This window comes from Achromobacter sp. ACM03 (genome assembly GCF_014851665.1).
Lineage (GTDB): Bacteria > Pseudomonadota > Gammaproteobacteria > Burkholderiales > Burkholderiaceae_B > Achromobacter > Achromobacter aegrifaciens.
The window spans coordinates 785,853-811,727 of sequence record NZ_JACVAD010000002.1 but is presented as its reverse complement, the minus strand read 5'-3'; the positions used below and the strand labels follow the sequence as shown (position 1 = coordinate 811,727).

Sequence of the window (25,875 nt, the reverse complement as noted above, 5' to 3'; positions counted from 1 at the left end):
CGCGCTTGCCCTAAAATGGCCGGCCTACCCCTTTTTTCCCTCAACCTCCAAAGACAACCATGTCTCGCACCCTTTTTGTCACCACAGCGCTGCCCTACGCCAACGGATCTTTCCACATCGGCCACATCATGGAGTACATCCAGGCCGATATCTGGGTTCGTTCGATGCGAATGGCGGGCCACACGGTGCACTTCGTGGGTGCGGACGACGCGCACGGCGCGCCGATCATGCTGAAGGCGGAAAAGGAAGGCATCACGCCGCAGGCCCTGGTGGCGCGCTACGCCGCCGAGCGCCCGCAGTACCTGAACGGCTTCCACATCCGCTTCGACCACTGGCACTCGACCGATTCAGCCGAGAACGTCGCGCTATCGCAGGACATCTACCGCGCGCTCAAGGCACAGGACCTGATCGAAACCCGCTCCATCGAGCAGTTCTACGATCCGGTCAAAGGCATGTTCCTGGCCGACCGCTACATCAAGGGCGAATGCCCCAAGTGCCACGCCAAGGACCAGTACGGCGATTCCTGCGAAGTCTGCGGCGCGGTCTACGCGCCCACCGAGCTGATCAACCCGTACTCGGCCCTGACCGGCGCCACGCCGGTGCTGAAGTCCTCGGACCACTTCTTCTTCAAGCTGTCCGATCCGCGCTGCGTGGAATTCCTGCAGCAATGGACCACCGGCTCCAACGCCGCCGGCGGCAAGCATCTGCAGCCTGAAATGCTGGCCAAGACGCGCGAGTGGCTGGGTTCGGACGATGGCGAGGCCAAGCTGGGCGACTGGGACATCTCCCGCGACGCGCCCTACTTCGGCATCGAGATCCCGGACGCGCCGGGCAAGTATTTCTACGTCTGGCTGGACGCGCCCGTCGGCTACCTGGCCTCGCTGAAGTCGTATTGCGCGGTCAAGGGCATGGACTTCGATGCGCTGCTCGATCCTGCCGGCCCCACCGAACAGGTCCACTTCATCGGCAAGGACATCGTGTATTTCCACGCGCTGTTCTGGCCCGCGATGCTGAAGTTCGCCGGCCGCAAGACGCCTGACGCCGTGAATGTGCACGGCTTCATCACCGTCAGCGGCGAAAAGATGTCCAAGAGCCGCGGCACCGGCATTTCGCCGCTGCGTTACCTGGAACTCGGCATGAACGCCGAATGGATGCGCTACTACATCGCCGCCAAGCTGAACGCCCGGGTCGAAGACATGGACTTCAACCCCGAGGACTTCATCGCCCGCGTCAACAGCGACCTGATCGGCAAGTACGTCAACATCGCCAGCCGCGCCGCCAGCTTCATCACCAAGCATTTCGATGGCGTCCTCGGCTATTCGGGCGACACCTCGGCGCTGGCCGCGGAGTACGCCGAACAGGCGGAGTCCATCCGCGCCGCGTTCGAGGCGCGCGAATACAACCGCGCCATCCGCGAAATCATGGCCTACGCCGATCGCATCAACCAGGCGTTCGACACGGCCCAGCCCTGGGTGCTGGCCAAGGGCATCGCCACCGCCGATGACGCTCAGAAGGCCGCCCTGCAGGACATCTGCTCGCGCTCGCTGGCCGGCTTCAAGGCCTTGTCCGTGATGCTGGCGCCGGTGCTGCCGGCGCTGTCCGAACGCGTGGCGCTGGAACTGTTCGGCGCGCAGGCGCCTTTCACCTGGGCCGATGCCTCGGTGCTGCCGCAGCGTGTGGCGCCCTTCAAGCACCTGATGCAGCGCGTCGAACCGCAGATGCTGGAAGACCTGTTCGAGCCGCCGGCCGCCCCCGTGGTGGTGCCTGGCGGCGAGCCCATCGCCGAGACCATCTCCATCGACGACTTCGCGCGCGTCGATCTGCGCATCGCGCAGATCGTCAACTGCGAACACGTGGAAGGCTCGACCAAGCTGCTGCGCCTGACGCTGGACGCGGGCGAAGGCCGTCACCGCAACGTGTTCTCGGGCATCAAGTCGGCCTACAAGCCGGAAGACCTGATCGGCAAGCTGACCGTCCTGGTGGCCAACCTGGCTCCGCGCAAGATGAAGTTCGGCGTATCCGAAGGAATGGTGCTGGCCGCCAGCCATGCGGATGAGTCCGTGGACGCCGGCATCTACGTGCTGGAACCGTTCCCCGGCGCCAAGCCCGGCATGCGCGTGCGCTGATCCCGCGCCCCCGCTGAATGCAAAAAGCCCGCCAGTTCAAATCGGCGGGCTTTTTGTTATTGAGCGCGGTACATCAGGCCTTGCTGGGCGCCAGCGCCGGGTCCAGCGAAACACGTTCGTCAAAGACGAAGCATTTGCCGTCATAGCCGGGACCGCCGGTTTCCTCGAAGTACTTGAGGATGCCGCCATTGAGTTGGTAGACGTGCTCGATGCCGGCCTCGTTCATGTAGATCGCGGCCTTTTCGCAGCGGATCCCGCCGGTGCAGAAACTGACCACGGTCTTGCCTTCCAGTTCGGCCCGGTGCGCCTGCACCGCCGCAGGAAATTGCGTGAAGCGTTCAATGCGCCAATCGATGGCGTTCCTGAAGGTGCCTTCGTCGACCTCGAAGGCGTTGCGCGTGTCCAGCATGACCACGGGCCGTCCGGCGTCGTCCATGCCGGCCTCGAGCCAGCGCGCCAGCGTCTTCGCATCCACGCCGGGCGCGCGTCCCGCTTCCGGGCGGATCGCCGGATGATTCATGCGGATGATCTCGCGCTTGATCTTCACCAACAGCTTGCGGAACGGCACCGCCGCGCTATGGCTGAACTTCACTTCCAGGTCGGCGAAGCGCGGATCGGCGCGCAGGGTGCGCAGAAACGCGTCGATGCCATCCGCCGAACCCGCCAGGAACAGGTTGATCCCCTCTTCGGCCAACAGGATGGTGCCCTTGAGCGCGGCCAGGCCTGCCTCGTCCAGAAGGCGGGCGCGCAACTCGGGCAGAGCATCCAGCGAAACGAATTTGTAAGCGGCGATATTGACGACGGAAGTCATGGAAAAGCGGAAAAAAGCGGGCGGCGAAAGGCGTAATAGTAATCGCTGGGCGGTTTTCCCCGCCCGCCGCCCCGTTTGATCCGGCTCAACGATTGACGATTTCCTGCTCGACCACCGCATCCAGCACCCACTGCAACGTCGACGCGTCGGCCGGCGGATTCGGGTTGCGGACCTCGACCACGCGCAAGCGGTAACGCACGCCAGGCTGGAAGTTGAACCCCGTGATTTCGCCGTACCAGAGCTGCCAGGGCTGTCCGGCGCTGTCGCGCACCTGGTAGCACATGGCGCGGCCCGCGCCGGCGGTGCAAGGCACGCGCTCCGAATTCACGTAGACCAGCTTGGTCGGTCCCTGCTGGCCGCCTGCGATGGGATCGGTGCGGCGTCCGAAGTCCAGCCTGTCGCCCGAGCTGAGCACCCAGGTCATGCGCTGCGGATTGTTGGCGTTGTCCACCGACGTGGCGGTGATGCTGGTCAGCGCAGCCAGGAAATCCTGCTCCAGCTTCATGTTCTGCGGCGCGCAGGCCATCATGGTCGACACCGGGCGCCCCTGCACGATCAGCAGGCCGTTGGCAACGGTATAGGAGCCGTTGTACTGGTTGCAGCCGGAGAAACCGGAAATGCGCGGCGCCCCCTGGTCATGGACGAAGCTCGCCGTAAGCGGGCGCGAATTGGAAGAGGGATGCGGAATCTGCCGCAAGCCGCCGCCGGGCAAGGTCCAGCGCGCCAGATCCCAGCTGGTCTGCGCCAGCATGTCGGAAGCGGAAGCGGGCTGAAAGCGCGGATCCTGACCATCCGCGGCACGCTTGGGCGGCGCCGAGCAGGCGGCCAGGCCGATGGACAACAGGCAAGGCGCCAGCCAGCGCAAAGACGCGGGAAGGGACATGAGGGTCTCCGAAAAAGCGAGGAATGCAGCGCCCGCGCAAGGCGGCGGGCCGGACCACGCCATTGTAGGCGCGGCCTGGCGCCGTTATTCGCGGCTTAACACTCTTTGATACGCGGTCCGCTGGCTACGTCAGGGGGTGGGCGGATCCTGGCGCCGCGCGAACTCCAGCACGTCGCCGCCGCGCAGATTGAAGGTCAGGTGCCGCGGCGCGCCGCCGTTGTCCAGCGTGAACGTGTCGATGGACGCCAGGCCGCGCAGATAGTCCGCTTCGAGGCGGGCGCGTTCCGGCGCGGGGCAGGCCATGCGCGTGGCGGCGGGCGCGTCGATGTAGAGCTTGCCGCCTTCGAGCTTGTAGGTGCCCATGTAGCGGTTGCAGCCGGAAAAGCCATTGACGCGATATTGCTTGCCTTGCGCCAGGAAGGTCAGGCGTACCGGTTCGCCGTTGTCGCCATGGGGAATGTCGCGTAGCGCGCCGCCCGCCTGCGTCCAGCGCACCAGTTCCCAACTGGTCTGGGCCAACGAATCCGCGCTGCTGGCGGCGTTGGCCGCAGCTGCGCCTTGCGGGCGCGCGCCGCCAGTCGATCCGGCGCAACCGGCCAGGGCCGCGGCCAGCAGAGCCGGAGCAATCAAGCGGCAACGCGTGGACAAGAGCTTGGACATGTACGGGACTCCATCAATTACACATCCCTCGACTGTAACCGCCCTTTCGGTCCAGCACGCGTGTTCTAAGCCCATAAGCGGTATCCAAAAGCAGCACGGCAAATGCATGGCCACGCTCCAATTGCATGGCCTTGCTGCATCGAACGCCCCATGGCGGCGGCACACATCGACGCGCAGAATCAGTACAGATCGTCACCCGTGCCTGGCCGGCATGCAAGGCGCGGCAGCCGATCGCAACGACCGCAGGCGCAGGTGTCCGGCTCCTCACGGGGGCCAAAAATAAGATCAATCCGGGGGAGACACGGCGATGGGCTTTTTGAGAACCTTGTTGGCATTGTCGGTGGTGCTGGACCATCTGGGCGCAGGCGCCACCGATCATCTGGTGGGCGGCCGTCTCGCGGTACAGCTGTTCTACGTCATTTCGGGCTTCCTGATTTCCTATGTGCTCACCGCCACCGACCACTATCAAGGCGCGGTGGGCAAGTTCTATGCAAACCGCTTCCTGCGGCTGTTCCCGATCTATCTGGCCGTTGCGGCGCTGACGCTGGCCGCGCACGTGATGAGCGGCGGCGCATTCTTCCGCATCTACGACGCGCTGCCCTTCAGCGCCGAACTGTTCCTGGTGCTCTCCAACATTTTCATCATGGGCCAGGACTGGCTGATGTTCTTCGGCATCGAACATTCCGCGCTCAAGTTCACTGGCAACTTCGCGCACAGCGAAGTCCCGCTTTACGAAGGGCTGCTGGTGCCGCAGGCCTGGACCCTGGGCGTGGAGATGAGCTTCTACCTGGTCGCTCCCTTCATCCTGCATTCGCCGCGCCGGCTGCTCGCATTGCTGGCCGCATCGCTGGCGTTGCGCGGCGTGCTGATCGCCACCGGCATAGGCTTGGGCGATCCCTGGACGTATCGGTTCTTTCCGACCGAACTCGCCCTGTTCCTGCTCGGTTCGCTGTCGCACCAGGTGCTGTTGCCGCGCTATAAGGCCTGGACGCAACGGATCAAGCGCCTGCCGGAAATCGGCACGGCCGTGCTGGCGGTCTACTGTGTGCTGCATTTCTCGATCGCCATGAACCAGACCGTGCGCGACGGCCTGGCCGTGCTGCTGTTCGGGGCGCTGCTGCCGCTGGCCTTCCTGTTCCAGTCGCGCCACAGGCTCGACAAGGCGATCGGCGAGTTGAGCTACCCGATCTACATCTGCCATTCGCTGGTGATCATGTTCTTCAAGTGGCTGCTTGAAGAAGCGCATCTGGACCAGCCGCTGCTCTTCATGGCGCTGGTGATCACGAGCACCATCGCATTCTCGGCCCTGCTCAACAGCGTGATTGCGGATCCCATCGAGCGTCTGCGCAGCCGCCTGCGCACCGACGACCGCGATCCCGCGCCTGCCTCCGACACCCGGCGGCGCCCCGCTGGCGCGCCCGCGCAGCCCCTCGGGTCTATTCGCCGCGTGCCTTGATGTAGGCGGCCAGCACTTGTTCGATCTGCCGTTTTTCCTGGGAGCTCAGGCGCGCATAGGTGGCATAGGAGATGGATTCGAACGGCCAGGCGGCAGGGAGCGCCACACGCTCCGCGCCCGCCTGGATGACGCCCGGCTCCGGGTTCAGCATCGGCCCCTCGCCGGTGCTGAGCCACATGGGATTGACGCATAGCGCGCGGGTCAGCTTGATGAGCGCGTCGCTGGATGGCCGCCGGCGCTGCCCGCTTTCGTAGTTGCCGATAGCGCTTTGCGACAGGTTGCTTGCGACCGCCAAGTCCTTTTGAGTCCATCCCTGAAGCATTCTTGCGTTGCGCAGACGATGGCTAAACGTGTCCAATCGATCAACCTGAGACATTAATAAGAATTTATTTATTTGATTAAAACATCTCAATACTGGCGGCAAATAAACGGATTACACCCGAATTGCGGGGCTAATCCGTAAATCGCGCCACGTAGCCGACTGCGCGCGCTTCAAGCCTGTTCCAGGCGCCTCGAAGCGCGTCGATGCGCCATCAAAAAGACCATATCTATCATTGGCTTGCATTTGCCACATCGGTATTGCCGCGCAGCTGCGGCCCCTGTCATGCAAGCGTGCCGCGGCGGCAAGAGCGTGGCGAGTTTAGGGCGTTTCACGTATTCAAAATCGAAAATAATGTATCGGCGATACATAATGCGTTAACACCCGCTTCCCAAAACAAACAGTATTTCAAGCGTTTCCATAGCGCTGCCCCTGCGCTTTCTGTTACTGTCAGAAACTACAGAAACGTATCTTCACAAAAAAACACGCCCGTGTTTAAATGAAACACGGGCGTGACTTCCAAGCAGCATCGAAGCATGGGCGGCCATCGGCGTAAGCACGAAACCAGGGGCAATCCCCCCGGCCTCGCGCCCATCCGAACAACACCGCCCGGCGCTCTCGCGCCTCGGCGCGCAGCACAGGGAGACGGGTATGACACGCAGCGCCCTGCCTAGGCATCAGGCACAGCCGCCCAGGCCTGTCTCCTCATTGGAAGCATCAATGAACAACACGCTGGATGTCATATTTCTGGGCCACGACGACGCCAGGCATGCCGGACTCATCGAAGCCCTTTCGCACCTGGGTTTCAATGTGCGCCGCTGCCATGACCTGGCCGACGTCTACGACAGATACTCGCGCCGCCCCTGCCCGCTGGTGGTGCTGAAAGCGCCCCTGCCCGACATCCACAATGCCGCCGTCCGGCTGCGCGCCGTGGACCGAGGCCTGGGCATTGTCGCCATTGCCGCATTCGCCGATGCCGAAAGCCGCATCCGTACGCTGCTCTGCGGCGCGGATGCCTGCCTGCCGCCGGACGTATCCGGGCTGGAGCTGGCGGCGGCGCTGCAGGCGCTGGTGCGCCGCGCCGTGGGCCTGGACGGCGCGGACGCCGCATCCGACGGACACACGCTGGATGAATCCATGCACGACACCTGGCGCCTTGCGAACAAGGGTTGGACCCTGATCAGCCCCACGGGCCGCACGCTGGGGCTGACCACCGGCGAGCGCGACTTCCTGTCACGGCTGGTCAACGCGCCCGACCGCAAGGTCAGCCGCGACGCCTTCTACGCGGACGGCGCGGACGAGGCCGACAGCGGCATCTCGCGGCGCCGCTTCGTGGACGTCATGATCAGCCGCTTGCGGCGCAAAGCGGCGGCCAACGAGATGACGCTGCCGATCCGCGCCGTGCATGGCTGGGGCTACATGTTCGCAGCGGACATCACGCTGGACCTGGAATTTCGGGTATCTGGGGAAGAAAGCCGCCTGGAGGCCCAGGGCGACTGGCGCCGAGAAACGGCGGACGCGAACGCGTCCATTTGAGGTCCGGCCCGCAACGGGCCAGGACGAAAAAAACGCGGCGCTGCCTCGAAAGGTAAGACGCCGCGCTAAAACAACACGTGAGCCTGGAGTCATCAGCCGGCACTGATGCCTACTACCTGGATCACGCGATTCCAACATTCGTGCCTCATACTGCTCACGTACGGTCAGACCGTGAACCTGGGCGGGGTCTCTAGTCCCTGCACAGGCTGCAACGTGATCAACGCCAGGCGATTCGTCCGTTTGCTAAAACAGCGGCCGTCCCGCCCTTATCAGCGGCGTTCCTCATGGATAGCCGCTTGATGCACGAAGTTTAGGACCTCGGGCAGGTTTGCAGTAATTCTTTGTTGATAGCCTTCCATACATATCTGGTATAGCGCGGCACGCCCCCTACAATGCCGCCAAAGGACTTGGGATCCGTTCCCGCCAAAGCCATGCCCACACTACCCGTTCCCCTCAAGCACCGCTTGCGCAAGCTGCTGGCGCTGTTTCCGCCCAACTGGTGCCTGGCCATCCTGGTGGCGCTGGACGGGTACGCCTTCATGCATCCGGTGCTGCGCGAGGTGCGGGCGCGCGAATACGGATTCTGGCTCGCCATCGACAACTGGCATGAGGTCATGCGCGTGGTGGGCCTGCTGGAGATACCGCGCCTGGTGTTAGGCGTGGGGCTGCAGGTCATCGCGCTGGGACTGATCCTCAAGGCGCGCATCGCCTGGGCGTTCTCACTGGTGCTGCTGATCGGCGTGGGCACCTTCGCCATCATGGGAGACAGCGGCCGCGCCGGCCTGGGCATCTATACGCTGGTCCTGGTCATCGCGCTGATCGCCTACTGGCGCCGTTTCGACCGCGCCAGCGTGACCGCCGGCTCGCTGTTCGCCCTGGTCAGCATGCTGTCGCTGCTGATCTACGCGGTCTTCGGCACGCTCTATCTGGGCAACGAATTCAATCCGCCCATCACAGACGCCACCACCGCGCTCTACTTCTCCATCGTATCCATGTCCACGGTCGGTTATGGCGACATCACGCCGCACACCGGAACCGCGCGGCTGTTCACCGCGTCGATTATCATCCTGGGCATCACCATCTTCGCCACCTCCATCAGCGCGATCGCCGGGCCGGTGATCGGCGGCAATCTGAAACGGCTGGTCAAAGGCAGGTTCTCCACCGCCATGCGCAAAAATCACATCATCATCGCGGGCGCGACGCCCCTGGCCATGAGCGTTTACGACGGCCTGCGGCGCCGCGGCGACGAAGTCACCGTCATCGTGCCTCCTGGCGTGCCGCAGGAATATCCGGCGGCCACGGACCTGATCGAAGGCGACCCGTCCAGCGTGGATGTGCTGCACAACGCGGGCGTGACCCGCGCGCGCTACGTGCTGGCGCTGCGCGACGACGACGCCGAGAACGCCTTCATCGTGCTGGCCGCGAAAGAAGCTTGCGGCGAAAACGGCGCCAAGACGGTCGCGCTGGTCAACACCAGCAAGCACCTGGAGAAGATCCGCCGGGTGAATCCCGACCTGGTGTTCTCCGTGCAACTGCTGGGCGCCGAGCTGCTGGCCCGCGCCATCAACGGCGAGCCCATGGACAGCCAGAGCATCACCGACCTGTTCTTCGCCAAGGCCGCCCCCAACGGCAAAGCCGCCTGAAGACTACGCGTCGCCGGGCGGTTCATGCCCGGCGTACCAGCGCACGAACTCGGCCGAGGGCATCGGCCGCGCAAACAGATAGCCCTGGATGAACGCCACGCCGCGCGCCTTCAGATAGTCGAACTGATATGGCGTTTCCACGCCTTCCGCCACGACCGACAGCCCCAGACGGTGCGCCAGCGTGATGATGGCGTCCAGCACTGGCGCTTCCTCGCCCGCGGGCCCGATGGCCTGCACGAAGCCCTGGTCGACTTTCAGGTAGTCCACCGGAAATTTCTGCAGGTACGACAACGAACAGTGGCCGGTGCCGAAGTCGTCGATCGCCACGCGCAGGCCCTGGGCGCGCAAGGCATCGATGTTGCGCCGTGCCTGCCCGTTGTCCATGATCAGGCTGCGCTCGGTGATCTCCAGCACCACCAGCGGATGCCGCGCCGCGATCTTGGCCGCGAAGGCCTGGACGTCGGGCAGCAGCTCCACGCTGGATAAGTGTTCGGCCGCGATGTTCACGCCGATGTGGAAATCCGGCGGCGTGGGCCAGGTCCGCATGTCACGTTCGATCAGCGTGAGCAGATGCTGGGTCAGCGGAATGATCATGCCTTCGGCCTCGGCCTCGGCGATGAAGACGTCCGGGCGCACCGGCCCGATGCCCGGCCTCTCCCAGCGCATCAGCGCCTCCACGCCCTCGCAGCGGCCCGTGGCCTGCCCGTACACGGGCTGGTAGTGCACCAGGAACTCGCCAGCCCGCATGGCGCGGCGCAGGCGTTCCTTGAACGAACGCCTGCTGACCTGCAGCCGGTGCGTGGCCACGGCCAGGCCCAGCCCGAGCAGCAGCGCCACCGGCAGATACGTCGTCATGGACCGCGACCACGCGCGCACCAGGGTCTCTGGCGGCGCCAGGACGTTGACTCTCAGGCCCGTCGCGGTGGCATCGTCCTCGTCGCGCAGCGGCACCGCGCGCGCCGCCGCGCCGCCCCAGGAATCGCTGCGTATCGGCGCGCCGTTCCTGCCCACGACCAATTCCAGCTGCAGGTCGTCCATGGTGGCCACGGCATTCACCAGGTCCTGCACGTAGCGGCCATCCACCACCACGATGCCGCCATGGCCGTCGGCGCCGGACTTGCCTATGAGGATGGCCGGCCGCTCCGGCGCCAAGGGCGTGCCGGCCACCGAGATCTGCCAGTGGTCCGACACGATGTTGATTTTCCACTTGCTGAAATCGTCGAGCGAGGCGTCCACGGCGCCTACCGCCGATGAGCAGTAGACGCGCTGGTTACGTACCAGGACCAGGGAACGAAAATACGGATTCAAGGTGCCCCAGCGCTGCAGCATGGGCAGCACCTCGTCACAAGGCTTGCCCGCCTGTTCCGCCACCCGCCCCAGCATGTCCTGGGATTGGATGAGGATGCTCTCGGCCTGGGCGCGCACGATGCGCGCGGCGGTCTCGCCTTCGAGCCGCTGTGCGTTGTGCGCTTGCAGCCATGTCCAGCCAATACAGGCCAGGATGGGAAGCACCAAAGCCAGGGCCACTGGCAGATAACGCCAGGACGGTGTGTCGCCAGTCACTCCCGATGTCGCCATGTCACCTCGCCGCGTAGGTCGTGCATGGCCGCCGCGCGACCAACTCTGGATAGGACACCAAGCCGGGCGCAGCGTCAAGGAACTCCGGGGCCCTCCGTCACGCAGGGCTCTGGCGCAGAAGCTCGCAGATCAGCGCCACATGCGCCTGCCGCCGCTCGGGCAGGTCGATGCGCTCGTCAGGTCCCATCAGCGCAGACATGACCAGGGTATGAACGATGGGCGACAGCAGCAGCCAGGGATGCTTGAGCGCGACGCAATCGGCGCACAGGCCGCGATCGCGCGCGCGCTCCAGCAGCCGCGCGATGTCGGTTTGATGCGCCTGCGCGGTCTCCTGCCGCCAGCGCGCGGCCAGGTGGGGCACGCGCCCGCTTTCGGCCAGCAGCAGCCGCATGGTGCTGATCATGGCCGCGTTTCCGAGGCTGACGTAGAGATGATTGACGATGCGTTCGGCCAGATGGCGCGGCGACTGGGCGCCATCCACCACCGCCTCGATGTCGAGCCGCGAGGGGCTGAGGTGGCGCGTCAGCAGGGCTTCGAAGACCGCTTCCTTGCTGTCGAAATGCGCATAGAGCCCACCCTTGGACAGGCCAGCCCGCAGCGCGATGTCATCCATCCTGGCGCCGGCATAGCCCGCCTGCGAGAACTCCTGGAGCGCGGCATCGAGAATCTGCCCGATCCGCACCACCGGAGGAAGACGACGGCGCTGCATGACCATCCTTCTGCTCCCTGTATATGTGCAATTCATTAAAAACCGACCAGTCAGTCGCTACTTTGATTCTGATCAAGGAATGCGTAGCCGCCGCACTGCACAATATCTGCAAGCATGAACCCGGTATCGGGTCCGCCCCGAAGGCGGCGTCACAAGCCTGCCCTGGGACGCGCCCGGCCCCCGCGCTGGAGAGACCCCGCATGACACTCCGCCCGTTTCCGGCCACGATCGCCACGCGCCTCGTTCCCGCAGCCCTGCTGACGCTGCTGGCCAGCGGTTGCGTGTCCATGGCGCCCGACTACGAGCGCCCCGCGCTGCCCGTGCCTGCCGCCTATACAGCCCCAGGGCCCGAAGCGACCGCGGCCAACGCCGCAGCCGCCGCCGAAATCGGCTGGCGGACCTACTTCCCCGATCCAGCGCTGCAGACGCTGATATCCACCGCTCTGGACAACAACCGCGACCTGCGCCGCGCCCTGCTGCGCGTGGAAGAAGCGCGCGCGTTGTATGGCATCCAGCGCGCCGACCAGTTCCCCACCATAGGCGTGCAAGCGGACGGCTCCCGCGCCCGTGTACCGGGCGACCTGAACCTCACGGGACAGCCGCTGGTCTCCAGCCAATACCAGGTGGGCCTGGGCATGGCCAGCTGGGAGCTGGACTTCTGGGGCCGCGTGCGCAGCCTGAAGGACGCCGCCTTGCAGAATTACCTGGCCTCGGATGCGGCCGCGCGGGCCGCGACGCTGAGCCTGGTCGCCGAAGTGGCGGACAGCTACCTGTCCTTGCGCGAACTGGACGAGCGCCTGGCGCTGACCCGCGAGACCATCGCCTCGCGCGAAGAGTCGCTGCGCATCTTCCGCCGCCGCTTCGAGGAAGGCGCAATCTCCAAACTGGACCTGACCCAGGTCGAAACGCTGTGGCAGCAGGCCAAGGCGCTGGGCGCGGACCTGGAACAGACCCGCGCCGCCCAGGCCAGCGCGCTGGAGCTGCTGGCGGGCGCGCCGCTGAACCTGCCCAAGCTGCCCACGCGCCTGGACGACAACGCCGTCATGCGCGAGTTGCCGGCGGGCCTGCCCTCGGACCTGCTGGTCAACCGCCCCGACATCGTCGCCGCCGAACATCAGCTCCAGGCCGCCAACGCCAACATCGGCGCGGCCCGCGCCGCCTTCCTGCCGACCATCACCCTGACCGGCGCGTTCGGCACCGCCAGCAGCGAGTTGGACGGTCTGTTCTCGGGCGGCAGCCGCGCCTGGAACTTCGCGCCCAGCATCAGCCTGCCGATCTTCGACGGCGGCCGGCGCTCGGCCAACCTGGACCTGACCGAAGCGCGCCGCGACCAGGCCGTGGCCGCCTACGAACAGACCATACAGACCGCCTTCAAGGACGTGTCCGACGCGCTGTCCGCGCGCTACTGGCTGGCGGAACAGGTGGACGTGCTGCGCGCCACCGTGGCGGCGCAGAGCGAACGCGCCCGCCTCGCCCAACTGCGCTACGACCATGGCGCCTCGCCCTATCTGGAGGTGCTGGACGCGCAGCGCGATCTGCTGGCGGCCCAGCAGAAGCTCGCGCAGACGCGCCGCGCCCTGCTGTCCAGCCGCGTGCGGCTGTATGCGGCGCTGGGCGGCGGCACGCAAGCGCCGCCCGCGGCGCAGACCGCCTCCGCGCCAACCGCCAGCCCCCGATAAACCAATAATCAAGGATCCCCGATGCGCCTGCCCACCCGAAAACTGGTCCCTGTCCTGATCGCCCTGGCGGTTGCCGCCGGCGGCTACTACGGCTGGCGGTTGCTGTCCGACAGCGGCCCGGGCGAGGGATTCATCAGCGGCAACGGCCGCATCGAAGCCACCGAAATCGACGTGGCTGCCAAGCTTGCCGGCCGGGTGCAGGAAGTGCTGGCGGTCGAAGGCGATTTCGTCACCGCGGGCCAGCCGCTGGCGCGCATGCAGATCGACACTTTGCAGGCGCAGCGCGAGGAAGCGCGCGCCCAGCATCAGCAGGCCGTCAACGGCGCGGCCAGCGCCAGCGCGCAGGTCGCGCAACGCGAGAGCGACAAGCTGGCTGCAGAGGCCGTGGTGGTGCAACGCGAAAGCGAACTGGACGCCGCGCGCCGCCGCCTGGCCCGCTCTGAGACGCTGTCCAAGGAAGGCGCCTCGTCCATCCAGGAACTGGACGACGACCGCGCCCGCGTGCGCAGCGCACAGGCCTCGGTGCATGCCGCGCGTGCGCAGGTGAAGGCCGCGCAGGCCGCCATCGACGCCGCGCGCGCCGCCGAGGTCGGCGCGCAATCCGCAGTCACCGCCGCACAGGCCACCATCGCCCGCATCGAGGCCGACATCGCCGACAGCGAGCTGCGCGCCCCGCGCGACGGCCGTGTGCAGTACCGCGTGGCACAGCCTGGCGAAGTGCTGGGCGCGGGCGGCAAGGTGCTGAACATGGTGGACCTGGCCGATGTCTACATGACGTTCTTCCTGCCCGAGCAGGCGGCCGGCCGCGTGGCGCTGGGTCAGGACGTACGCATCATCCTCGACGCCGCGCCGCAATACGTCATCCCCGCCAAGGTCTCCTTCGTGGCCAGCACCGCGCAGTTCACGCCCAAGACGGTGGAGACCGCCAGCGAACGGCAGAAGCTGATGTTCCGCGTCAAGGCCCAGATCAGCCCCGAGCTGCTGCAGCGGCACTTGAAGCAGGTCAAGACGGGCCTGCCGGGCGTGGCCTGGCTGAAGCTCGATGCCGACGCGCAATGGCCCGCCAATCTTGAAGTCAAGGTGCCCTGATGACCTCCCCGGACACCGCGCCCGTGGTGACGCTGTCCGGCGTCAGCCTGCGCTACGGCAAGACGGTGGCGCTGGACGGCATCACCCTGGACATTCCCGCCGGCCGCATGGTCGGGCTGATCGGCCCGGACGGCGTCGGCAAGTCCAGCCTGCTGGCCCTGATCGCGGGTTCGCGCGCGGTGCAGGAAGGCAAGGTGGACGTGCTGGATGGCGACATGGCCAGCCGCCGGCACCGCGACGACGTGTGCCCGCGCATCGCCTATATGCCGCAGGGCCTGGGCAAGAATCTCTATCCCACCCTGTCGGTCGAAGAGAACCTGCAGTTCTTCGGCCGCCTGTTCGGCCATGACGAAGCCGAGCGCCGCCGCCGCATCGACAGCCTGACTCGCAGCACCGGCATGTCGGCCTTCCTGTCGCGCCCGGCCGGCAAGCTGTCCGGCGGCATGAAGCAGAAGCTGGGTCTGTGCTGCGCACTGATCCACGACCCCGACCTGCTGATCCTGGACGAGCCCACCACCGGCGTGGATCCGCTGGCGCGCGCGCAGTTCTGGGACCTGATCAACGAGATCCGCCGCGAGCGCAGCGGCATGAGCGTGATCGTGGCCACGGCCTACATGGACGAGGCGCAGCGCTTCGACTGGCTGATCGCCATGGACGAAGGCCGTGTGCTGGCCACCGGCACGCCCGCCGAACTGCAGCAGCGCACCGGCGCGGACTCGCTGGAAGCCGCCTTCATCTCCTTGCTGCCGGAAGAAAAGAAGCGCGGCCACAAGCCGGTGGAGATCGTGCCGCTGGCCATCGACCAAGACGCCGAGATCGCCATCGAGGCGCGCGACCTGACCATGCGCTTCGGCGATTTCGTCGCCGTGGACCACGTGAACTTCCGCATCCGCAAGGGCGAGATCTTCGGTTTCCTGGGTTCCAACGGCTGCGGCAAGTCCACCACCATGAAAATGCTGACCGGCCTGCTGCCGGCAAGCGAAGGACAGGCCTGGCTGTTCGGCGCCGAGGTCGATCCGCGCAACATCGATACCCGCCGCCGCGTGGGCTACATGTCGCAGGCGTTCTCGCTGTATGGCGAACTGACCGTAATGCAGAACCTGGTGCTGCACGCGCGCCTGTTCCACGTTCCGGAAGCCGAGATTCCGGCGCGCGTGGACGAGATGGTGCAGCGCTTCGACCTGGGCGAAGTGCTGGACACCTTGCCCGAGAATCTGCCCATGGGCGTGCGCCAGCGCCTGTCGCTGGCGGTGGCCATGGTGCACAAGCCCGAGTTGCTGATCCTGGATGAACCGACCTCGGGCGTGGACCCCGTCGCGCGAGACAACTTCTGGCGCCTGCTGATCGCGCTGGCGCGCCAGGACCAGGTCACCATCTTCATTTCCACGCACTTCATGAACGAGGCCCAGCGCTGCGACCGCATGTCGCTGATGCATGCGGGCAAGGTGCTGGTCAGCGCGTCGCCCGACGAGATCACGCGCATGCGCGGCGCGCAGACGCTGGAGGAAGCCTTCATCGCCTACCTGATCGACGCGGGCGCCGGCACCAAACCAGAAGACGCTGACGCGCAAGCCGCTCCCCCCTTGGCGTCCGCCTCCGCCGAAACGCCGGAACACCGCGGCTTCAGCCTGCAGCGCATGCTGAGCTACATGTGGCGCGAATCGCTGGAACTGCGCCGCGACCCGGTGCGCGCCACGCTGGCCCTGGCCGGTTCGCTCTTGCTGATGTTCGTGATGGGCTTTGGCATCAGCATGGACGTGGAGGACCTGCGCTATGCGGTCATGGACCGCGACCAGACCGGCCTGAGCCACAACTACAGTCTGAACCTGGCGGGCTCGCGCTACTTCATCGAACATCCGCCCATTTCCAGCTACGAGGAGATGGACGCGCGCATGCGCAGCGGCGAGCTGTCGCTGGCCATCGAGATACCGCAAGGCTTTGCGCGCGACGCGGAGCGCGGCAACGGCGCGCAGATCGGCGTCTGGATCGACGGCGCCATGCCGCAGCGCGCCGAGACCATCCGCGGCTATGTGCTGGGCATGCACCAGGGCTGGCTGATGCAGCAGGCGCGCGAACGCCTGGGCTCGGACGCGACCCTGCCGGTCAGCATAGAGACGCGCTTCCGCTACAACCCGGATGTGCGCAGCCTCCCCGCCATGGTGCCCGCCGTGATCCCGCTGCTGCTCCTGATGATGCCGGCGATGCTGACGGCGCTGGCGGTGGTGCGCGAAAAGGAGCTGGGTTCCATCATCAATCTGTACGTCACGCCCGTGACACGGCTGGAATTCCTGCTGGGCAAGCAGGCGCCCTACGTGGCGCTGGCCATGCTGAATTTCCTGCTGATGACGCTGCTGGCCGTGACGCTGTTCGGCGTGCCCATCACCGGCAGCTTCCTGACCCTGCTTGCCGCCGCGCTGATCTACAACGTGGTGGCCACCGCCATCGGCCTGTTGGCCTCCACGTTCACCCGCAGCCAGATCGCGGCGCTGTTCTTCACCATGATAGGCACCCTGGTGCCCGCGGTGCAGTTCGCCGGCCTGCTCAACCCGGTGTCGTCGCTGGAAGGCGCCGGCCGCCTGATCGGACAGGTCTACCCCGCCACGCACATGCTGACCATCAGCCGCGGCGTCTTCAGCAAGGCCCTGGACTTCTCCAACCTGCAAGGCTCGTTCTGGCCGCTGCTGATCGCCATTCCCGTCATCCTGGGCGCCTCGGCGCTGCTGCTGAAGAAACAGGAGACCTGAGATGCGGCACCTGGCCAATATCTACCGCCTGGGCGTGAAGGAGCTGTGGAGCCTGGCGCGCGACCCGATGATGCTGATCCTGATCCTCGTGTCGTTCACGCTGATGATCTACACCGCCGCCACGGCCGTGCCGGAAACCTTGCACAACGCTCCCATCGCCGTGGTCGACGAGGACGTCTCGCCCCTGTCCGCGCGCATCACGTCGGCCTTCTATCCCCCGCACTTCACACCGCCGGAAGTAACGACTTCGGCCGAGGCCGATGCCGGCATGGACGCGGGGCGCTACACCTTCTCGGTCAACATCCCGCCCAATTTCCAGCGCGACGTGCTGGCTGGCCGGCCCGCTGAAATCCAGCTCAACGTGGACGCGACCCGCATGAGCCAGGCGTTCACGGGCAGCAGCTACATCCAGCAGATCATCAGCGACGAGATCAACGAGTTCGTCAAACGCTACCGCGCGCCCACCGAACTGCCGGTGGAGCTGGCGGTGCGCATGCGCTTCAACCCCAATCTGACCCAGGCCTGGTTCGGCGCGCTGATGGAGATCATCAACAACGTCACCATGCTGTCCATCATCCTGACCGGCGCCGCGCTGATCCGCGAACGCGAGCACGGCACCATCGAGCACCTGCTGGTCATGCCGGTGACGCCGACCGAGATCATGGTCGCGAAGGTCTGGTCGATGGGACTGGTGGTGTTGGCATCTGCTGGGCTATCGTTGACTTTCGTGGTACGCGGCTTGCTGCAAGTGCCGATCGAAGGATCGGTGGCGCTGTTCCTGGTCGGGGCGGCGCTGCACCTGTTCGCGACGACCTCTATGGGCATATTCATGGCCACGCTTGCGCGCAGCATGCCGCAGTTCGGCATGTTGCTTGTACTAGTGCTGCTGCCCCTGCAAATGCTGTCGGGCGGCACCACGCCGCGCGAAAGCATGCCGCAGTTCGTGCAGGACATCATGCTGGCCGCTCCCACCACCCACTTCGTGGAACTCGGCCAGGCCATTCTCTACCGCGGCGCGGGCTTGAGCGTCGTGTGGCAACCCTTCCTGGCGCTGGCGCTCATAGGCTCGGTCCTGTTCGCGTTCTCGCTGGCGCGCTTTCGCAAGACCCTCAGCCAGATGGCTTGAGGCCTGTGTGTTCGTTACCCCTTACCACTCTCTTAAAAGGACGGATGATGAAGAAAACCACTGCCTCCACGCCTCAGGGCCTTGCCAGCGCCAATGCCGCCTATTGCCAGCGCATGGCGCAGCTTGCGCAGGAAAGCCAGCAGCGCTGGGTTGAACTGGGCCGCCGCCTGGCCGGCGGCAACGCGGAACAATACCTGGCCGCACTGGCGCCCTTGCAACAATCCGGCAACTGGCAAGAGATCGCGCCCGCGCTGGGCGAAATGACGCGCAAGCAATGGCAAAGCCAGCTTGAAGCCAGCCAGGCCATCACCCACGCGCTGCTCGAAGAACAGGCCACCCTGGCCGCCGGCATGAGCGAAGCAATGCGAGGCTGGCTGAAGCAGGCCACCGGCGGCGCCATGGGCATCGAAGACACCCCCATGGCGCAGATCTGGAAGACGCTGTCGAACCAGATGGCGTCGGCGTGCTCGGCCATGCGCGACGCAAGCCAACCGGGATCCCATCATGACGGCTGAACGCACTGCGCTCGTCACAGGCGGGGCCGGCTGCCTCGGGCAAGCCATCGCGCGCGCCCTGCACGATGCCGGCCACCAGGTCATCATCACCTACCACTCCAGCGAAGACGCCGCGCGGGCGTGGGTGGACGCGGAGGCGGCCCAGGGCCGCCGCTACGCCATGTACAGGGTGGACGTGGCCGATTACGACTCGTGCCAGGCGCTGGCGCGGCGCCTGGAGGAAGACGGCCGCCAGATCGACATCCTGATCAACAACGCCGGCCTTACCCGCGATGCCAGCCTGCGCAAGATGAGTCACGAAAACTGGACGGACGTGCTGCGCGGCAACCTGGACTCCATGTTCAACATGACGCAGCCGCTATGCGGCGCCATGGCCGACCGGGGCTGGGGCCGCATCGTCAACATCTCGTCCGTCAACGGCAGCAAGGGGTCGTTTGGCCAGACCAACTATGCGGCCTCCAAGGCCGGCATCCACGGCTTCACCAAATCCCTGGCGCTGGAGCTGGCCAGGAAAGGCGTGACGGTGAACACCGTATCGCCGGGCTACCTGGCGACGCGCATGGTGGAGGCCGTGCCCGAAGAGGTGTTGAAGGAGAAGATCCTGCCGCAGATCCCGCTGGGCCGGCTCGGTCGCCCGGAAGAGATCGGCGCGCTGGTCGCCTTCATCTGCAGCGATGCCGCGGCGTTCATGACCGGTAGCAATGTCGCCATGAACGGCGGCCAGCACATGTATTGATGCGGCTACGGGCCGCCGCGGCTCATTCCCGCGGCGCGCCCAGTTCTTCCAGCAGGAAGTCGACGAAGGCGCGCACCTTGGCCACCATGTGGCGGCGCGAGGGATACACCGCATACACGTAGGTCTCGTCGGGTTTCCAATCCTGCAGCACCGCCTGCAGCGCGCCGCTGTCCAGGTCCTGCTGCACGTATACGCGCGGCGCCAGGCTGACGCCAAAACCGGCGCGCAGCGCATCGCGCACCGCCAAGCTGGAACTCACCCTGTAGCGGCCCCGCACCGGCACGCGTTCGGTCTCGCCCGCGCGCTTGAAGGTCCATTCGTCCGCGTGGCCAGACAAGGCGAACTGCACGCGCTCCATGTTGCGCAGCGCCAGGGGCGAGGCCGGCACGCCATGGCGCTCGAAGTAGGCCGGCGCGCCGCAGAGCACGTGGTCCAGCGTCATCAGCTTGCGCGCCACCAGGCTGGAATCCTCCAGGCGGTCGGTGCCGCGGATAGCCAGGTCGTAGCCTTCCTTGACGATGTCGATGCGGCGGTCCTCCAGGTTGAGGTCCAGCGATACCTGCGGATAGCGCTCCAGGAAGCGCGGCATGGCGGCGGACAGCCGGACCAGACTCAGCGACATGGGCGCGCTGACCCGCAAGGTGCCCGACGGCGCCTGCTGCAAGGGCCCCAGCGATTGCTCGGCTTCGCTCAGGTCGTCCAGGATGCGCGCCACCTGTTCGTAGTAGCGCGCGCCGGCTTCGGTCAGGCTCATGCGGCGGGTGGTGCGGTTGAGAAGGCGCGCCGCCAGGTGGGTTTCCAGTTCGGCGATGTTCTTGCTGACCGCGGCGGGCGACAGGCCCATCTGCCGCGACGCGGCTGCGAAGCCGCCCCGCTCCACCACTTGCCTGAACACCCTCAGCGCCGTCAGCTGATCCATAGATTATTCACTATTGGTGAATGATATTGCCATTGAATTGAATATTATCGCCAAACAAGGATTCAATTAGCCTGTGGACATGGAGACGGCGCGCATATGGCGAGCCGGCAATCTCAGCAAATCCCAAGGATGGCAGCCATGAACCACGCCCTGACCGACGCAATCGCGCAACGCGTTTCCGCCAACTTCTTCGATCCCGCCCGCGACGTGGACGACGACATCATCCGTACCCTGGTCTCCTGGGCCACCCGCGCGCCCACCGCCTTCAATCTGCAGAACTGGCGCTTCATCGCCGTGCGCAGCCAGGAGGGCAAGCGCCGGCTGCGCGAGTTGGCGTGGAACCAGCCCAAGGTGAGCGAATCGGCGGTGACCTTCATCGTGCTGGGCGTGCTGCCCCAGGCCGCCTGGATGGCCGACCGCCTGCAACCGTCCGTGGACGCGGGCTTCATGCCCGCGGCCATGGTGCCATCCTGGGAAGCCGCGGCCAGCCGCCTCTATGCCGACTCGCCGCAGACGCAGCGCGACGAGGCCGTGCGCAGCGCCACCTTCGGCGCCTCCACCCTGATGCTGGCAGGACAGGCCCAAGGCCTGGCCGCCAGCCCGATGACCGGCTTTGACGCCGCCGGCGTGACCCAGGCCTTCGGCTTGCGCCAGGAGGAGGTGCCGGTCATGCTGGTCGCCATGGGCTACGCGCAGGACGGCAATTGGCCGCAGAAGCCGCGCCGCCCCGTCCACGACGTGCTTGAACTTGCCTGAGCTAGCCGGAGCATGACAATGAACCGCGGTTCCGATCTGCTGTTGACTGCCCTGGCGCCCGCCATCTGGGGCAGCACCTACGTCGTCACCACCCTGATGCTGCCGCAGGACTATCCGCTGACGGTCGCCATGCTGCGCGCGCTGCCGGCCGGCTTCCTGCTGCTGCTGATCGTGCGCCAACTGCCGCAAGGCATCTGGTGGCTGCGCGCCTTCATCCTGGGCGCGCTGAACTTTTCCGTTTTCTGGGCTCTGCTGTTCGTGGCGGCCTACCGCCTGCCAGGCGGCGTGGCCGCCACGCTGGGCGCGGTCCAGCCGCTGGTGGTGATCCTGCTGGCGCGCAGCCTGCTGGGCACACCCGTGCGCGGCCTGTCGGTGCTGGCGGCGCTGGGCGGCCTGGGCGGAGTGGCGCTGTTGGTGCTGACGCCCAAGGCCGCGCTGGACCCGGTAGGCATTGCGGCCGGATTGATCAGCGCCGCCTCGATGGCCCTGGGCACGGTACTCAGCCGGCGCTGGCAGCCGCCGGTATCCGCGCTCACCTTCACATCGTGGCAGCTGACGGCGGGCGGCATCCTGCTGGCGCCGCTGGCCTTCGCCGCCGAGCCCGCCCTGCCGCCGCTCACCGCGCTGAACGTGGCCGGCATCGCCTACCTGGGCTTGATTGGCGCGGCGCTGACCTATGTGCTCTGGTTCCGGGGCGTGGCGCGGCTGGAGCCCGCGGTGGTCTCCTCGCTGGGCTTTCTCAGCCCCATCACCGCCGTGCTGCTGGGCTGGGGCATGCTGGGCCAGCAGCTGAGCGCCGCGCAGATCGCCGGCATGGTGATCGTGGTCGCCAGCGTGTGGCTGAGCCAGCGCGCCCAGCGTCCGGCCGCCATCACGCCTGCCCCGCGTCCGCTGTAACGGCACTGGCGCCGCCGCAAATAGTTGTGGCGGCGCCGTCCTGGCCGGCGCATGATCGTTGCTCCATCCCGAGGAAGGAGCCGCATCATGAGCAGCAAACCCAGCATCATTCTTGTGCACGGTTTCTGGGGCGGCGCCGCCCACTGGAGCCGCGTCATCCTGGAACTGGCGCGCAAGGGCTATCAAGACCTGCACGCCGTCGACATGCCGCTGGCCTCCCTGGCCGGCGACGCCGAACGCACGCGCAAAATGATCGCGCAGCAGAAGGGCCCCGTGCTGCTGGTGGGCCATTCGTACGGCGGCGCGGTCATTACCGAAGCCGGCAACCAGCCCAACGTGGCCGGCCTGGTGTACATCGCCGCCTTCGCCCCGGACGCGGGAGAAAGCCCGGGCGGCATCACACAAGAAATGCTGCCCGCGGCCGCGCCCAACCTGGCGCCCGACAGCGACGGCTACCTCTGGCTGCGCGCCGACAAGTTCCATGAGAGCTTCTGCCAGGACCTGTCCGCCGACGAGGGCCTGGTCATGGCCGTCACGCAAAAGGCGCCCCTGGCCAGCGCCTTCGGCGAAACGGTGTCCGTCCCCGCATGGCGCAGCAAGCCGTCCTGGTATCAGATATCCAGCCAGGACCGGATGATCGCCCCCGAAAACCAGACGCGCATGGCCGCGCGCCTGAACACCCGCAAGACCATCACGCTGGACGCCAGCCACGCATCGCTTGCGTCGCGCGCCGCCGAGGTGGCCGGCCTGATCGACGAAGCGGCGCGCGCCTGCGCATCCTAGGCGCCGGCCTGGCGGGCTGCGCACTCAAAACCAGCGTATCAGGGGACGCACCCGCCTTTTCTGTGCTGCTTTTTTTGTAACTTCATCGTCTTCGCAAGACTTGCAGCACAGATGCTTTCCCTATGAAAAGCGCATTTTCTTCCGGCAATCCATCCAAACTGATCCGCTTTTTTATTCATGCTCTGAATCTGTACTGATCCAGGCTGCGGCTCTAACTTCACGGTGTAGGTCAAACACCCGTCAGCGCACGCCGTCTTGTGGCGGTTGAGGCGCGCTGGCGAAGAAGTCAGGAATACCGCCATGGATAGCGACGCGCTATTGCTTGCCCGAATACAGTTCGGCTTCACCATCTCGTTTCACATCATCTTCCCCGCCATCACCATCGGCCTGGCCAGCTATCTCGCCGTGCTGGAAGGCCTGTGGCTGCGCACGCGCAACACCGTCTACCGCGACCTCTACCATTTCTGGACCAAGATCTTTGCCGTCAACTTCGGGATGGGCGTGGTGTCCGGCCTCGTGATGGCGTATCAGTTCGGCACCAACTGGAGCTTCTTCTCCGATTTCGCCGGCAGCGTGACCGGGCCCTTGCTGGCCTATGAAGTGCTGACCGCCTTCTTCCTGGAAGCCGGCTTCCTGGGCGTGATGCTGTTCGGCTGGTCGCGCGTCGGGCCGGGCCTGCATTTCTTCTCGACCGTGATGGTGGCGCTGGGCACGCTGGTGTCGGCCACCTGGATCCTGGCCTCCAACAGCTGGATGCAGACGCCCGCCGGCTACGAAATCCTGGACGGGCGCGTGGTGCCCACGGACTGGCTGGCCGTGATCTTCAATCCGTCCTTCCCCTACCGCCTGGCGCACATGGGCATCGCCGCGTTCCTGGCGACCGCGCTGATGGTGGGCGCATCCGGCGCCTGGCACATGTTGCGCGGCGACCGCAGCCCCGCCGTGAAGAAGATGTTCGCGATGGCCATGGGCATGCTGCTGCTGGTGGCCCCGCTGCAAGCCGTGGTGGGCGACTTCCATGGCCTGAACACGCTCAAGCACCAGCCCGCCAAGATCGCGGCCATCGAAGGCCATTGGGAGAACGAGCCTGGCGCTGGCGTGCCGCTGACACTGTTCGGCATCCCCGACATGGAGCGCGAGGAAACGCGCTACGCGGTCAACATTCCGCGCCTGGGCAGCCTGATCCTCACGCATAGCTGGGACGGCCAGTTCCCGGGTCTGAAGTCCTATCCGCCCGAAGACCGTCCCAATGCCACGGCCGTGTTCTGGTCGTTCCGCGTGATGGCGGGCCTGGGCATGCTGATGATCGCGCTCGCCCTCTGGGCCGCGTGGTCGCGCTGGCGTGGCCGGCTGTACGAATCGCGCTGGTTGCACCGGTTTGCGCTGTGGATGGGACCTTCCGGGCTGATCGCCATCCTGGCCGGCTGGTACGTGACGGAAATCGGCCGCCAGCCCTGGGTGGTGTACGGCGTCATGCGCACCGCCGACGCGGCCACGCCGCACGGACTGGGCGAACTGACGCTGACGCTGGCGCTGTTCGTGGTGGTGTACCTGCTGGTGTTCGGCGCCGGCGTCTCGTACATGCTGCGCCTGATCCGCATGGGCCCCAGCCCCGCCCCCGGCCACGCGCCGCTGTCGGGCGGCCCGGGAGAACCGCGCCAGCCCTCGCGGCCGCTGTCGGCCGCCTCCACCCTGGCGGGCATCGAGCCCGCGCAACGCAAGCATTCGGGAGTCTGAGGCCATGGGCATCGACCTTGCACTGGTATGGGCCGTCATCATCCTGTTCGGGGTGATGATGTACGTGATCATGGATGGCTTCGATCTGGGCATCGGCATCCTCTTTCCGCTGATCTCCGATCGCGAGGAACGCGACGTCATGGTCAACACCGTGGCGCCCGTGTGGGACGGCAACGAGACCTGGCTGGTACTGGGCGGCGCCGGCCTGATGGCCGCGTTCCCGCTGGCCTACTCAGTGATCCTGAGCGCGCTGCACCTGCCGCTGGTATTCATGCTGCTGGGCCTGATCTTCCGCGGCGTGGCGTTCGAATTCCGCTTCAAGGCGGACGAGCATCACCGCCCGCTGTGGGACCGCGCCTTTGTGCTCGGTTCCGTGTGCGCCACGTTCTTCCAGGGCGTGACGCTGGGCGCCTACATCGAAGGCATCCCGGTCGTGGACCGCGCCTATCAAGGCGGCGCCTGGGACTGGATCAGCCCGTTCTCGCTCTTCACCGGGGCGGGGCTGGTGGTGGCTTACGCGCTGCTCGGCTGCACCTGGCTCATCATGAAGACCGAAGGCCGCCTGCACCGCCACATGTGCGACATCGCCCGTCCGCTCACGCTGCTGCTGCTGGCCGTGATCGCGGCGCTCAGCGTCTGGACGCCGCTGGCGCAGCCGCAGATCGCACAGCGCTGGTTCAGCCTGCCCAATATGTTCTGGTTCCTGCCGGTGCCGTTGCTGGTCGCCGTGACCGGCTTCGATCTCATTCGCCGCGTCAAGGGCATGCCCAACGCCGGCCCCTTCGTGCTGTCGCTGGCGCTGCTGTTCCTGGGGTACAGCGGCCTGGGCATCAGCATCTGGCCCGCCATCATCCCGCCTGACGTGTCCATCTGGACCGCATCCGCGCCGCCGCAAAGCCTGGGCTTCGCGCTGGTGGGAGCGCTGGCGATCATTCCGATTATTCTCATGTACACCGCCTGGTCGTACTACGTGTTCCGGGGCAAGGTGCGCCTTGGCGAGGAGTTCCACTGATGAACGGCTCCCAATCCTCCCTGCCCTCATGGCGCAGCCGCCTGCTCTGGTTGGCGATGATCTGGGCATGCAGTGTCGCGGCCCTGGGCGTGGCGGCCTATGCGCTGCGCCTGGTGATGAGATCCATCGGCATGTCGACCTGAATACGACCCACGCAAACG

General features: G+C 66.1%; 23 protein-coding genes. 16 read left to right on the top strand and 7 right to left on the bottom strand.

What is annotated here, in order from left to right; translation table 11 throughout:
- Positions 1 to 59: 59 nt before the first annotated feature.
- Complete coding sequence (gene metG / locus IB257_RS11930; protein ID WP_054452003.1) at positions 60 to 2,126, top strand: methionine--tRNA ligase; 2,067 nt, start codon at positions 60 to 62, stop codon at positions 2,124 to 2,126.
- Positions 2,127 to 2,199: 73 nt separating this feature from the next.
- Here metG and IB257_RS11925 read toward each other — a convergent pair whose 3' ends face one another.
- From IB257_RS11925 to IB257_RS11915, 3 genes are all read right to left on the bottom strand, one after another.
- Positions 2,200 to 2,937: a sulfurtransferase gene (locus tag IB257_RS11925; RefSeq protein WP_192492364.1), complete on the bottom strand. Its 738-nt coding sequence runs from the start codon at positions 2,935 to 2,937 to the stop codon at positions 2,200 to 2,202.
- 85 nt (positions 2,938 to 3,022) lie between these two features.
- A complete protein-coding gene (locus IB257_RS11920; RefSeq protein ID WP_175180584.1) occupies positions 3,023 to 3,820 on the bottom strand; it encodes an META and DUF4377 domain-containing protein in 798 nt (265 codons plus the stop codon).
- 129 nt (positions 3,821 to 3,949) lie between these two features.
- On the bottom strand, positions 3,950 to 4,480 hold the full coding sequence (locus IB257_RS11915) for an META domain-containing protein (protein ID WP_054452006.1): 531 nt from the start codon (positions 4,478 to 4,480) through the stop codon (positions 3,950 to 3,952).
- 307 nt (positions 4,481 to 4,787) lie between these two features.
- Here IB257_RS11915 and IB257_RS11910 point away from each other — a divergent pair, with 307 nt between their 5' ends.
- Positions 4,788 to 5,936, top strand: a complete 1,149-nt coding sequence (locus IB257_RS11910; protein ID WP_119450331.1) for an acyltransferase — start codon at positions 4,788 to 4,790, stop codon at positions 5,934 to 5,936.
- Here the strand turns inward: IB257_RS11910 and IB257_RS11905 are convergent.
- Complete coding sequence (locus IB257_RS11905) at positions 5,917 to 6,312, bottom strand: helix-turn-helix domain-containing protein (protein WP_119450332.1); 396 nt, start codon at positions 6,310 to 6,312, stop codon at positions 5,917 to 5,919. The two genes, IB257_RS11910 and IB257_RS11905, sit on opposite strands and share 20 nt — an antisense overlap.
- Positions 6,313 to 6,975: 663 nt before the next feature.
- Here IB257_RS11905 and IB257_RS11900 point away from each other — a divergent pair.
- Both IB257_RS11900 and kch read left to right on the top strand, forming a co-directional pair.
- A complete protein-coding gene (locus IB257_RS11900; RefSeq protein ID WP_119450333.1) occupies positions 6,976 to 7,791 on the top strand; it encodes a response regulator transcription factor in 816 nt (271 codons plus the stop codon).
- Between the two features lie 431 nt (positions 7,792 to 8,222).
- A complete protein-coding gene (gene kch / locus IB257_RS11895; protein WP_054452010.1) occupies positions 8,223 to 9,434 on the top strand; it encodes a voltage-gated potassium channel protein in 1,212 nt (403 codons plus the stop codon).
- Positions 9,435 to 9,437: 3 nt separating this feature from the next.
- Here the strand turns inward: kch and IB257_RS11890 are convergent, their stop codons facing one another.
- Both IB257_RS11890 and IB257_RS11885 read right to left on the bottom strand, forming a co-directional pair.
- A complete protein-coding gene (locus IB257_RS11890) occupies positions 9,438 to 11,012 on the bottom strand; it encodes a cyclic diguanylate phosphodiesterase (RefSeq protein ID WP_192492363.1) in 1,575 nt (524 codons plus the stop codon).
- 97 nt (positions 11,013 to 11,109) lie between these two features.
- Positions 11,110 to 11,727 carry a TetR/AcrR family transcriptional regulator gene (locus IB257_RS11885; RefSeq protein WP_054452012.1) on the bottom strand — a complete coding sequence of 206 codons (618 nt, stop codon included), beginning with the start codon at positions 11,725 to 11,727 and terminating at the stop codon, positions 11,110 to 11,112.
- 194 nt (positions 11,728 to 11,921) lie between these two features.
- On the opposite strand from IB257_RS11885, the gene IB257_RS11880 reads away from it, so the two are divergent.
- From IB257_RS11880 to phbB, 6 genes are read left to right on the top strand one after another with little or no spacing between them, the layout of a single operon-like run.
- A complete protein-coding gene (locus IB257_RS11880; protein WP_175180582.1) occupies positions 11,922 to 13,400 on the top strand; it encodes an efflux transporter outer membrane subunit in 1,479 nt (492 codons plus the stop codon).
- A 21-nt stretch (positions 13,401 to 13,421) separates the two neighbouring features.
- Positions 13,422 to 14,489, top strand: coding sequence for an HlyD family secretion protein (locus IB257_RS11875; RefSeq protein WP_192352778.1), 1,068 nt, complete (start codon positions 13,422 to 13,424; stop codon positions 14,487 to 14,489).
- Positions 14,489 to 17,233, top strand: coding sequence for a ribosome-associated ATPase/putative transporter RbbA (rbbA, locus tag IB257_RS11870; RefSeq protein WP_119450336.1), 2,745 nt, complete (start codon positions 14,489 to 14,491; stop codon positions 17,231 to 17,233). Before IB257_RS11875 ends, rbbA begins: the two co-directional genes overlap by 1 nt.
- 1 nt (position 17,234) lies before the next feature.
- Positions 17,235 to 18,359 carry an ABC transporter permease gene (locus tag IB257_RS11865; protein ID WP_059371289.1) on the top strand — a complete coding sequence of 375 codons (1,125 nt, stop codon included), beginning with the start codon at positions 17,235 to 17,237 and terminating at the stop codon, positions 18,357 to 18,359.
- Positions 18,360 to 18,406: 47 nt separating this feature from the next.
- Positions 18,407 to 18,874: a hypothetical protein gene (locus IB257_RS11860; protein WP_082400836.1), complete on the top strand. Its 468-nt coding sequence runs from the start codon at positions 18,407 to 18,409 to the stop codon at positions 18,872 to 18,874.
- On the top strand, positions 18,864 to 19,610 hold the full coding sequence (gene phbB / locus IB257_RS11855) for an acetoacetyl-CoA reductase (RefSeq protein WP_119450337.1): 747 nt from the start codon (positions 18,864 to 18,866) through the stop codon (positions 19,608 to 19,610). The genes IB257_RS11860 and phbB overlap by 11 nt, the downstream gene beginning before the upstream one ends.
- A gap of 22 nt (positions 19,611 to 19,632) precedes the next feature.
- Here phbB and IB257_RS11850 read toward each other — a convergent pair whose 3' ends face one another.
- Positions 19,633 to 20,529 carry a LysR family transcriptional regulator gene (locus IB257_RS11850; RefSeq protein ID WP_192492362.1) on the bottom strand — a complete coding sequence of 299 codons (897 nt, stop codon included), beginning with the start codon at positions 20,527 to 20,529 and terminating at the stop codon, positions 19,633 to 19,635.
- A 138-nt stretch (positions 20,530 to 20,667) separates the two neighbouring features.
- On the opposite strand from IB257_RS11850, the gene IB257_RS11845 reads away from it, so the two are divergent.
- From IB257_RS11845 to IB257_RS11820, 6 genes are all read left to right on the top strand, one after another.
- Positions 20,668 to 21,285: a nitroreductase family protein gene (locus tag IB257_RS11845; RefSeq protein ID WP_192352779.1), complete on the top strand. Its 618-nt coding sequence runs from the start codon at positions 20,668 to 20,670 to the stop codon at positions 21,283 to 21,285.
- Between the two features lie 18 nt (positions 21,286 to 21,303).
- Complete coding sequence (locus tag IB257_RS11840; RefSeq protein WP_175212619.1) at positions 21,304 to 22,182, top strand: EamA family transporter; 879 nt, start codon at positions 21,304 to 21,306, stop codon at positions 22,180 to 22,182.
- A gap of 87 nt (positions 22,183 to 22,269) precedes the next feature.
- Positions 22,270 to 22,965, top strand: coding sequence for an alpha/beta hydrolase (locus IB257_RS11835; protein WP_119450340.1), 696 nt, complete (start codon positions 22,270 to 22,272; stop codon positions 22,963 to 22,965).
- A 300-nt stretch (positions 22,966 to 23,265) separates the two neighbouring features.
- The gene (locus IB257_RS11830) at positions 23,266 to 24,702 is read left to right on the top strand and encodes a cytochrome ubiquinol oxidase subunit I (RefSeq protein WP_054452023.1); all 1,437 of its coding nucleotides are present in this window, start codon (positions 23,266 to 23,268) and stop codon (positions 24,700 to 24,702) included.
- 4 nt (positions 24,703 to 24,706) lie between these two features.
- The gene (cydB, locus tag IB257_RS11825; RefSeq protein ID WP_125470129.1) at positions 24,707 to 25,714 is read left to right on the top strand and encodes a cytochrome d ubiquinol oxidase subunit II; all 1,008 of its coding nucleotides are present in this window, start codon (positions 24,707 to 24,709) and stop codon (positions 25,712 to 25,714) included.
- Entirely contained in the window at positions 25,714 to 25,857 is a 144-nt protein-coding gene (locus tag IB257_RS11820) for a DUF2474 domain-containing protein (protein ID WP_082400805.1), read from the top strand. Before cydB ends, IB257_RS11820 begins: the two co-directional genes overlap by 1 nt.
- Positions 25,858 to 25,875: the final 18 nt, after the last annotated feature.

Coding starts and splice junctions, on each gene's coding strand:
- metG (WP_054452003.1), top strand. CDS start 60: ATGTCTCGCACCCTTTTTGTCACCACAGCGCTGCCCTACGCCAACGGA.
- IB257_RS11925 (WP_192492364.1), bottom strand. CDS start 2,937: ATGACTTCCGTCGTCAATATCGCCGCTTACAAATTCGTTTCGCTGGAT.
- IB257_RS11920 (WP_175180584.1), bottom strand. CDS start 3,820: ATGTCCCTTCCCGCGTCTTTGCGCTGGCTGGCGCCTTGCCTGTTGTCC.
- IB257_RS11915 (WP_054452006.1), bottom strand. CDS start 4,480: ATGTCCAAGCTCTTGTCCACGCGTTGCCGCTTGATTGCTCCGGCTCTG.
- IB257_RS11910 (WP_119450331.1), top strand. CDS start 4,788: ATGGGCTTTTTGAGAACCTTGTTGGCATTGTCGGTGGTGCTGGACCAT.
- IB257_RS11905 (WP_119450332.1), bottom strand. CDS start 6,312: ATGTCTCAGGTTGATCGATTGGACACGTTTAGCCATCGTCTGCGCAAC.
- IB257_RS11900 (WP_119450333.1), top strand. CDS start 6,976: ATGAACAACACGCTGGATGTCATATTTCTGGGCCACGACGACGCCAGG.
- kch (WP_054452010.1), top strand. CDS start 8,223: ATGCCCACACTACCCGTTCCCCTCAAGCACCGCTTGCGCAAGCTGCTG.
- IB257_RS11890 (WP_192492363.1), bottom strand. CDS start 11,012: ATGGCGACATCGGGAGTGACTGGCGACACACCGTCCTGGCGTTATCTG.
- IB257_RS11885 (WP_054452012.1), bottom strand. CDS start 11,727: ATGGTCATGCAGCGCCGTCGTCTTCCTCCGGTGGTGCGGATCGGGCAG.
- IB257_RS11880 (WP_175180582.1), top strand. CDS start 11,922: ATGACACTCCGCCCGTTTCCGGCCACGATCGCCACGCGCCTCGTTCCC.
- IB257_RS11875 (WP_192352778.1), top strand. CDS start 13,422: ATGCGCCTGCCCACCCGAAAACTGGTCCCTGTCCTGATCGCCCTGGCG.
- rbbA (WP_119450336.1), top strand. CDS start 14,489: ATGACCTCCCCGGACACCGCGCCCGTGGTGACGCTGTCCGGCGTCAGC.
- IB257_RS11865 (WP_059371289.1), top strand. CDS start 17,235: ATGCGGCACCTGGCCAATATCTACCGCCTGGGCGTGAAGGAGCTGTGG.
- IB257_RS11860 (WP_082400836.1), top strand. CDS start 18,407: ATGAAGAAAACCACTGCCTCCACGCCTCAGGGCCTTGCCAGCGCCAAT.
- phbB (WP_119450337.1), top strand. CDS start 18,864: ATGACGGCTGAACGCACTGCGCTCGTCACAGGCGGGGCCGGCTGCCTC.
- IB257_RS11850 (WP_192492362.1), bottom strand. CDS start 20,529: ATGGATCAGCTGACGGCGCTGAGGGTGTTCAGGCAAGTGGTGGAGCGG.
- IB257_RS11845 (WP_192352779.1), top strand. CDS start 20,668: ATGAACCACGCCCTGACCGACGCAATCGCGCAACGCGTTTCCGCCAAC.
- IB257_RS11840 (WP_175212619.1), top strand. CDS start 21,304: ATGAACCGCGGTTCCGATCTGCTGTTGACTGCCCTGGCGCCCGCCATC.
- IB257_RS11835 (WP_119450340.1), top strand. CDS start 22,270: ATGAGCAGCAAACCCAGCATCATTCTTGTGCACGGTTTCTGGGGCGGC.
- IB257_RS11830 (WP_054452023.1), top strand. CDS start 23,266: ATGGATAGCGACGCGCTATTGCTTGCCCGAATACAGTTCGGCTTCACC.
- cydB (WP_125470129.1), top strand. CDS start 24,707: ATGGGCATCGACCTTGCACTGGTATGGGCCGTCATCATCCTGTTCGGG.
- IB257_RS11820 (WP_082400805.1), top strand. CDS start 25,714: ATGAACGGCTCCCAATCCTCCCTGCCCTCATGGCGCAGCCGCCTGCTC.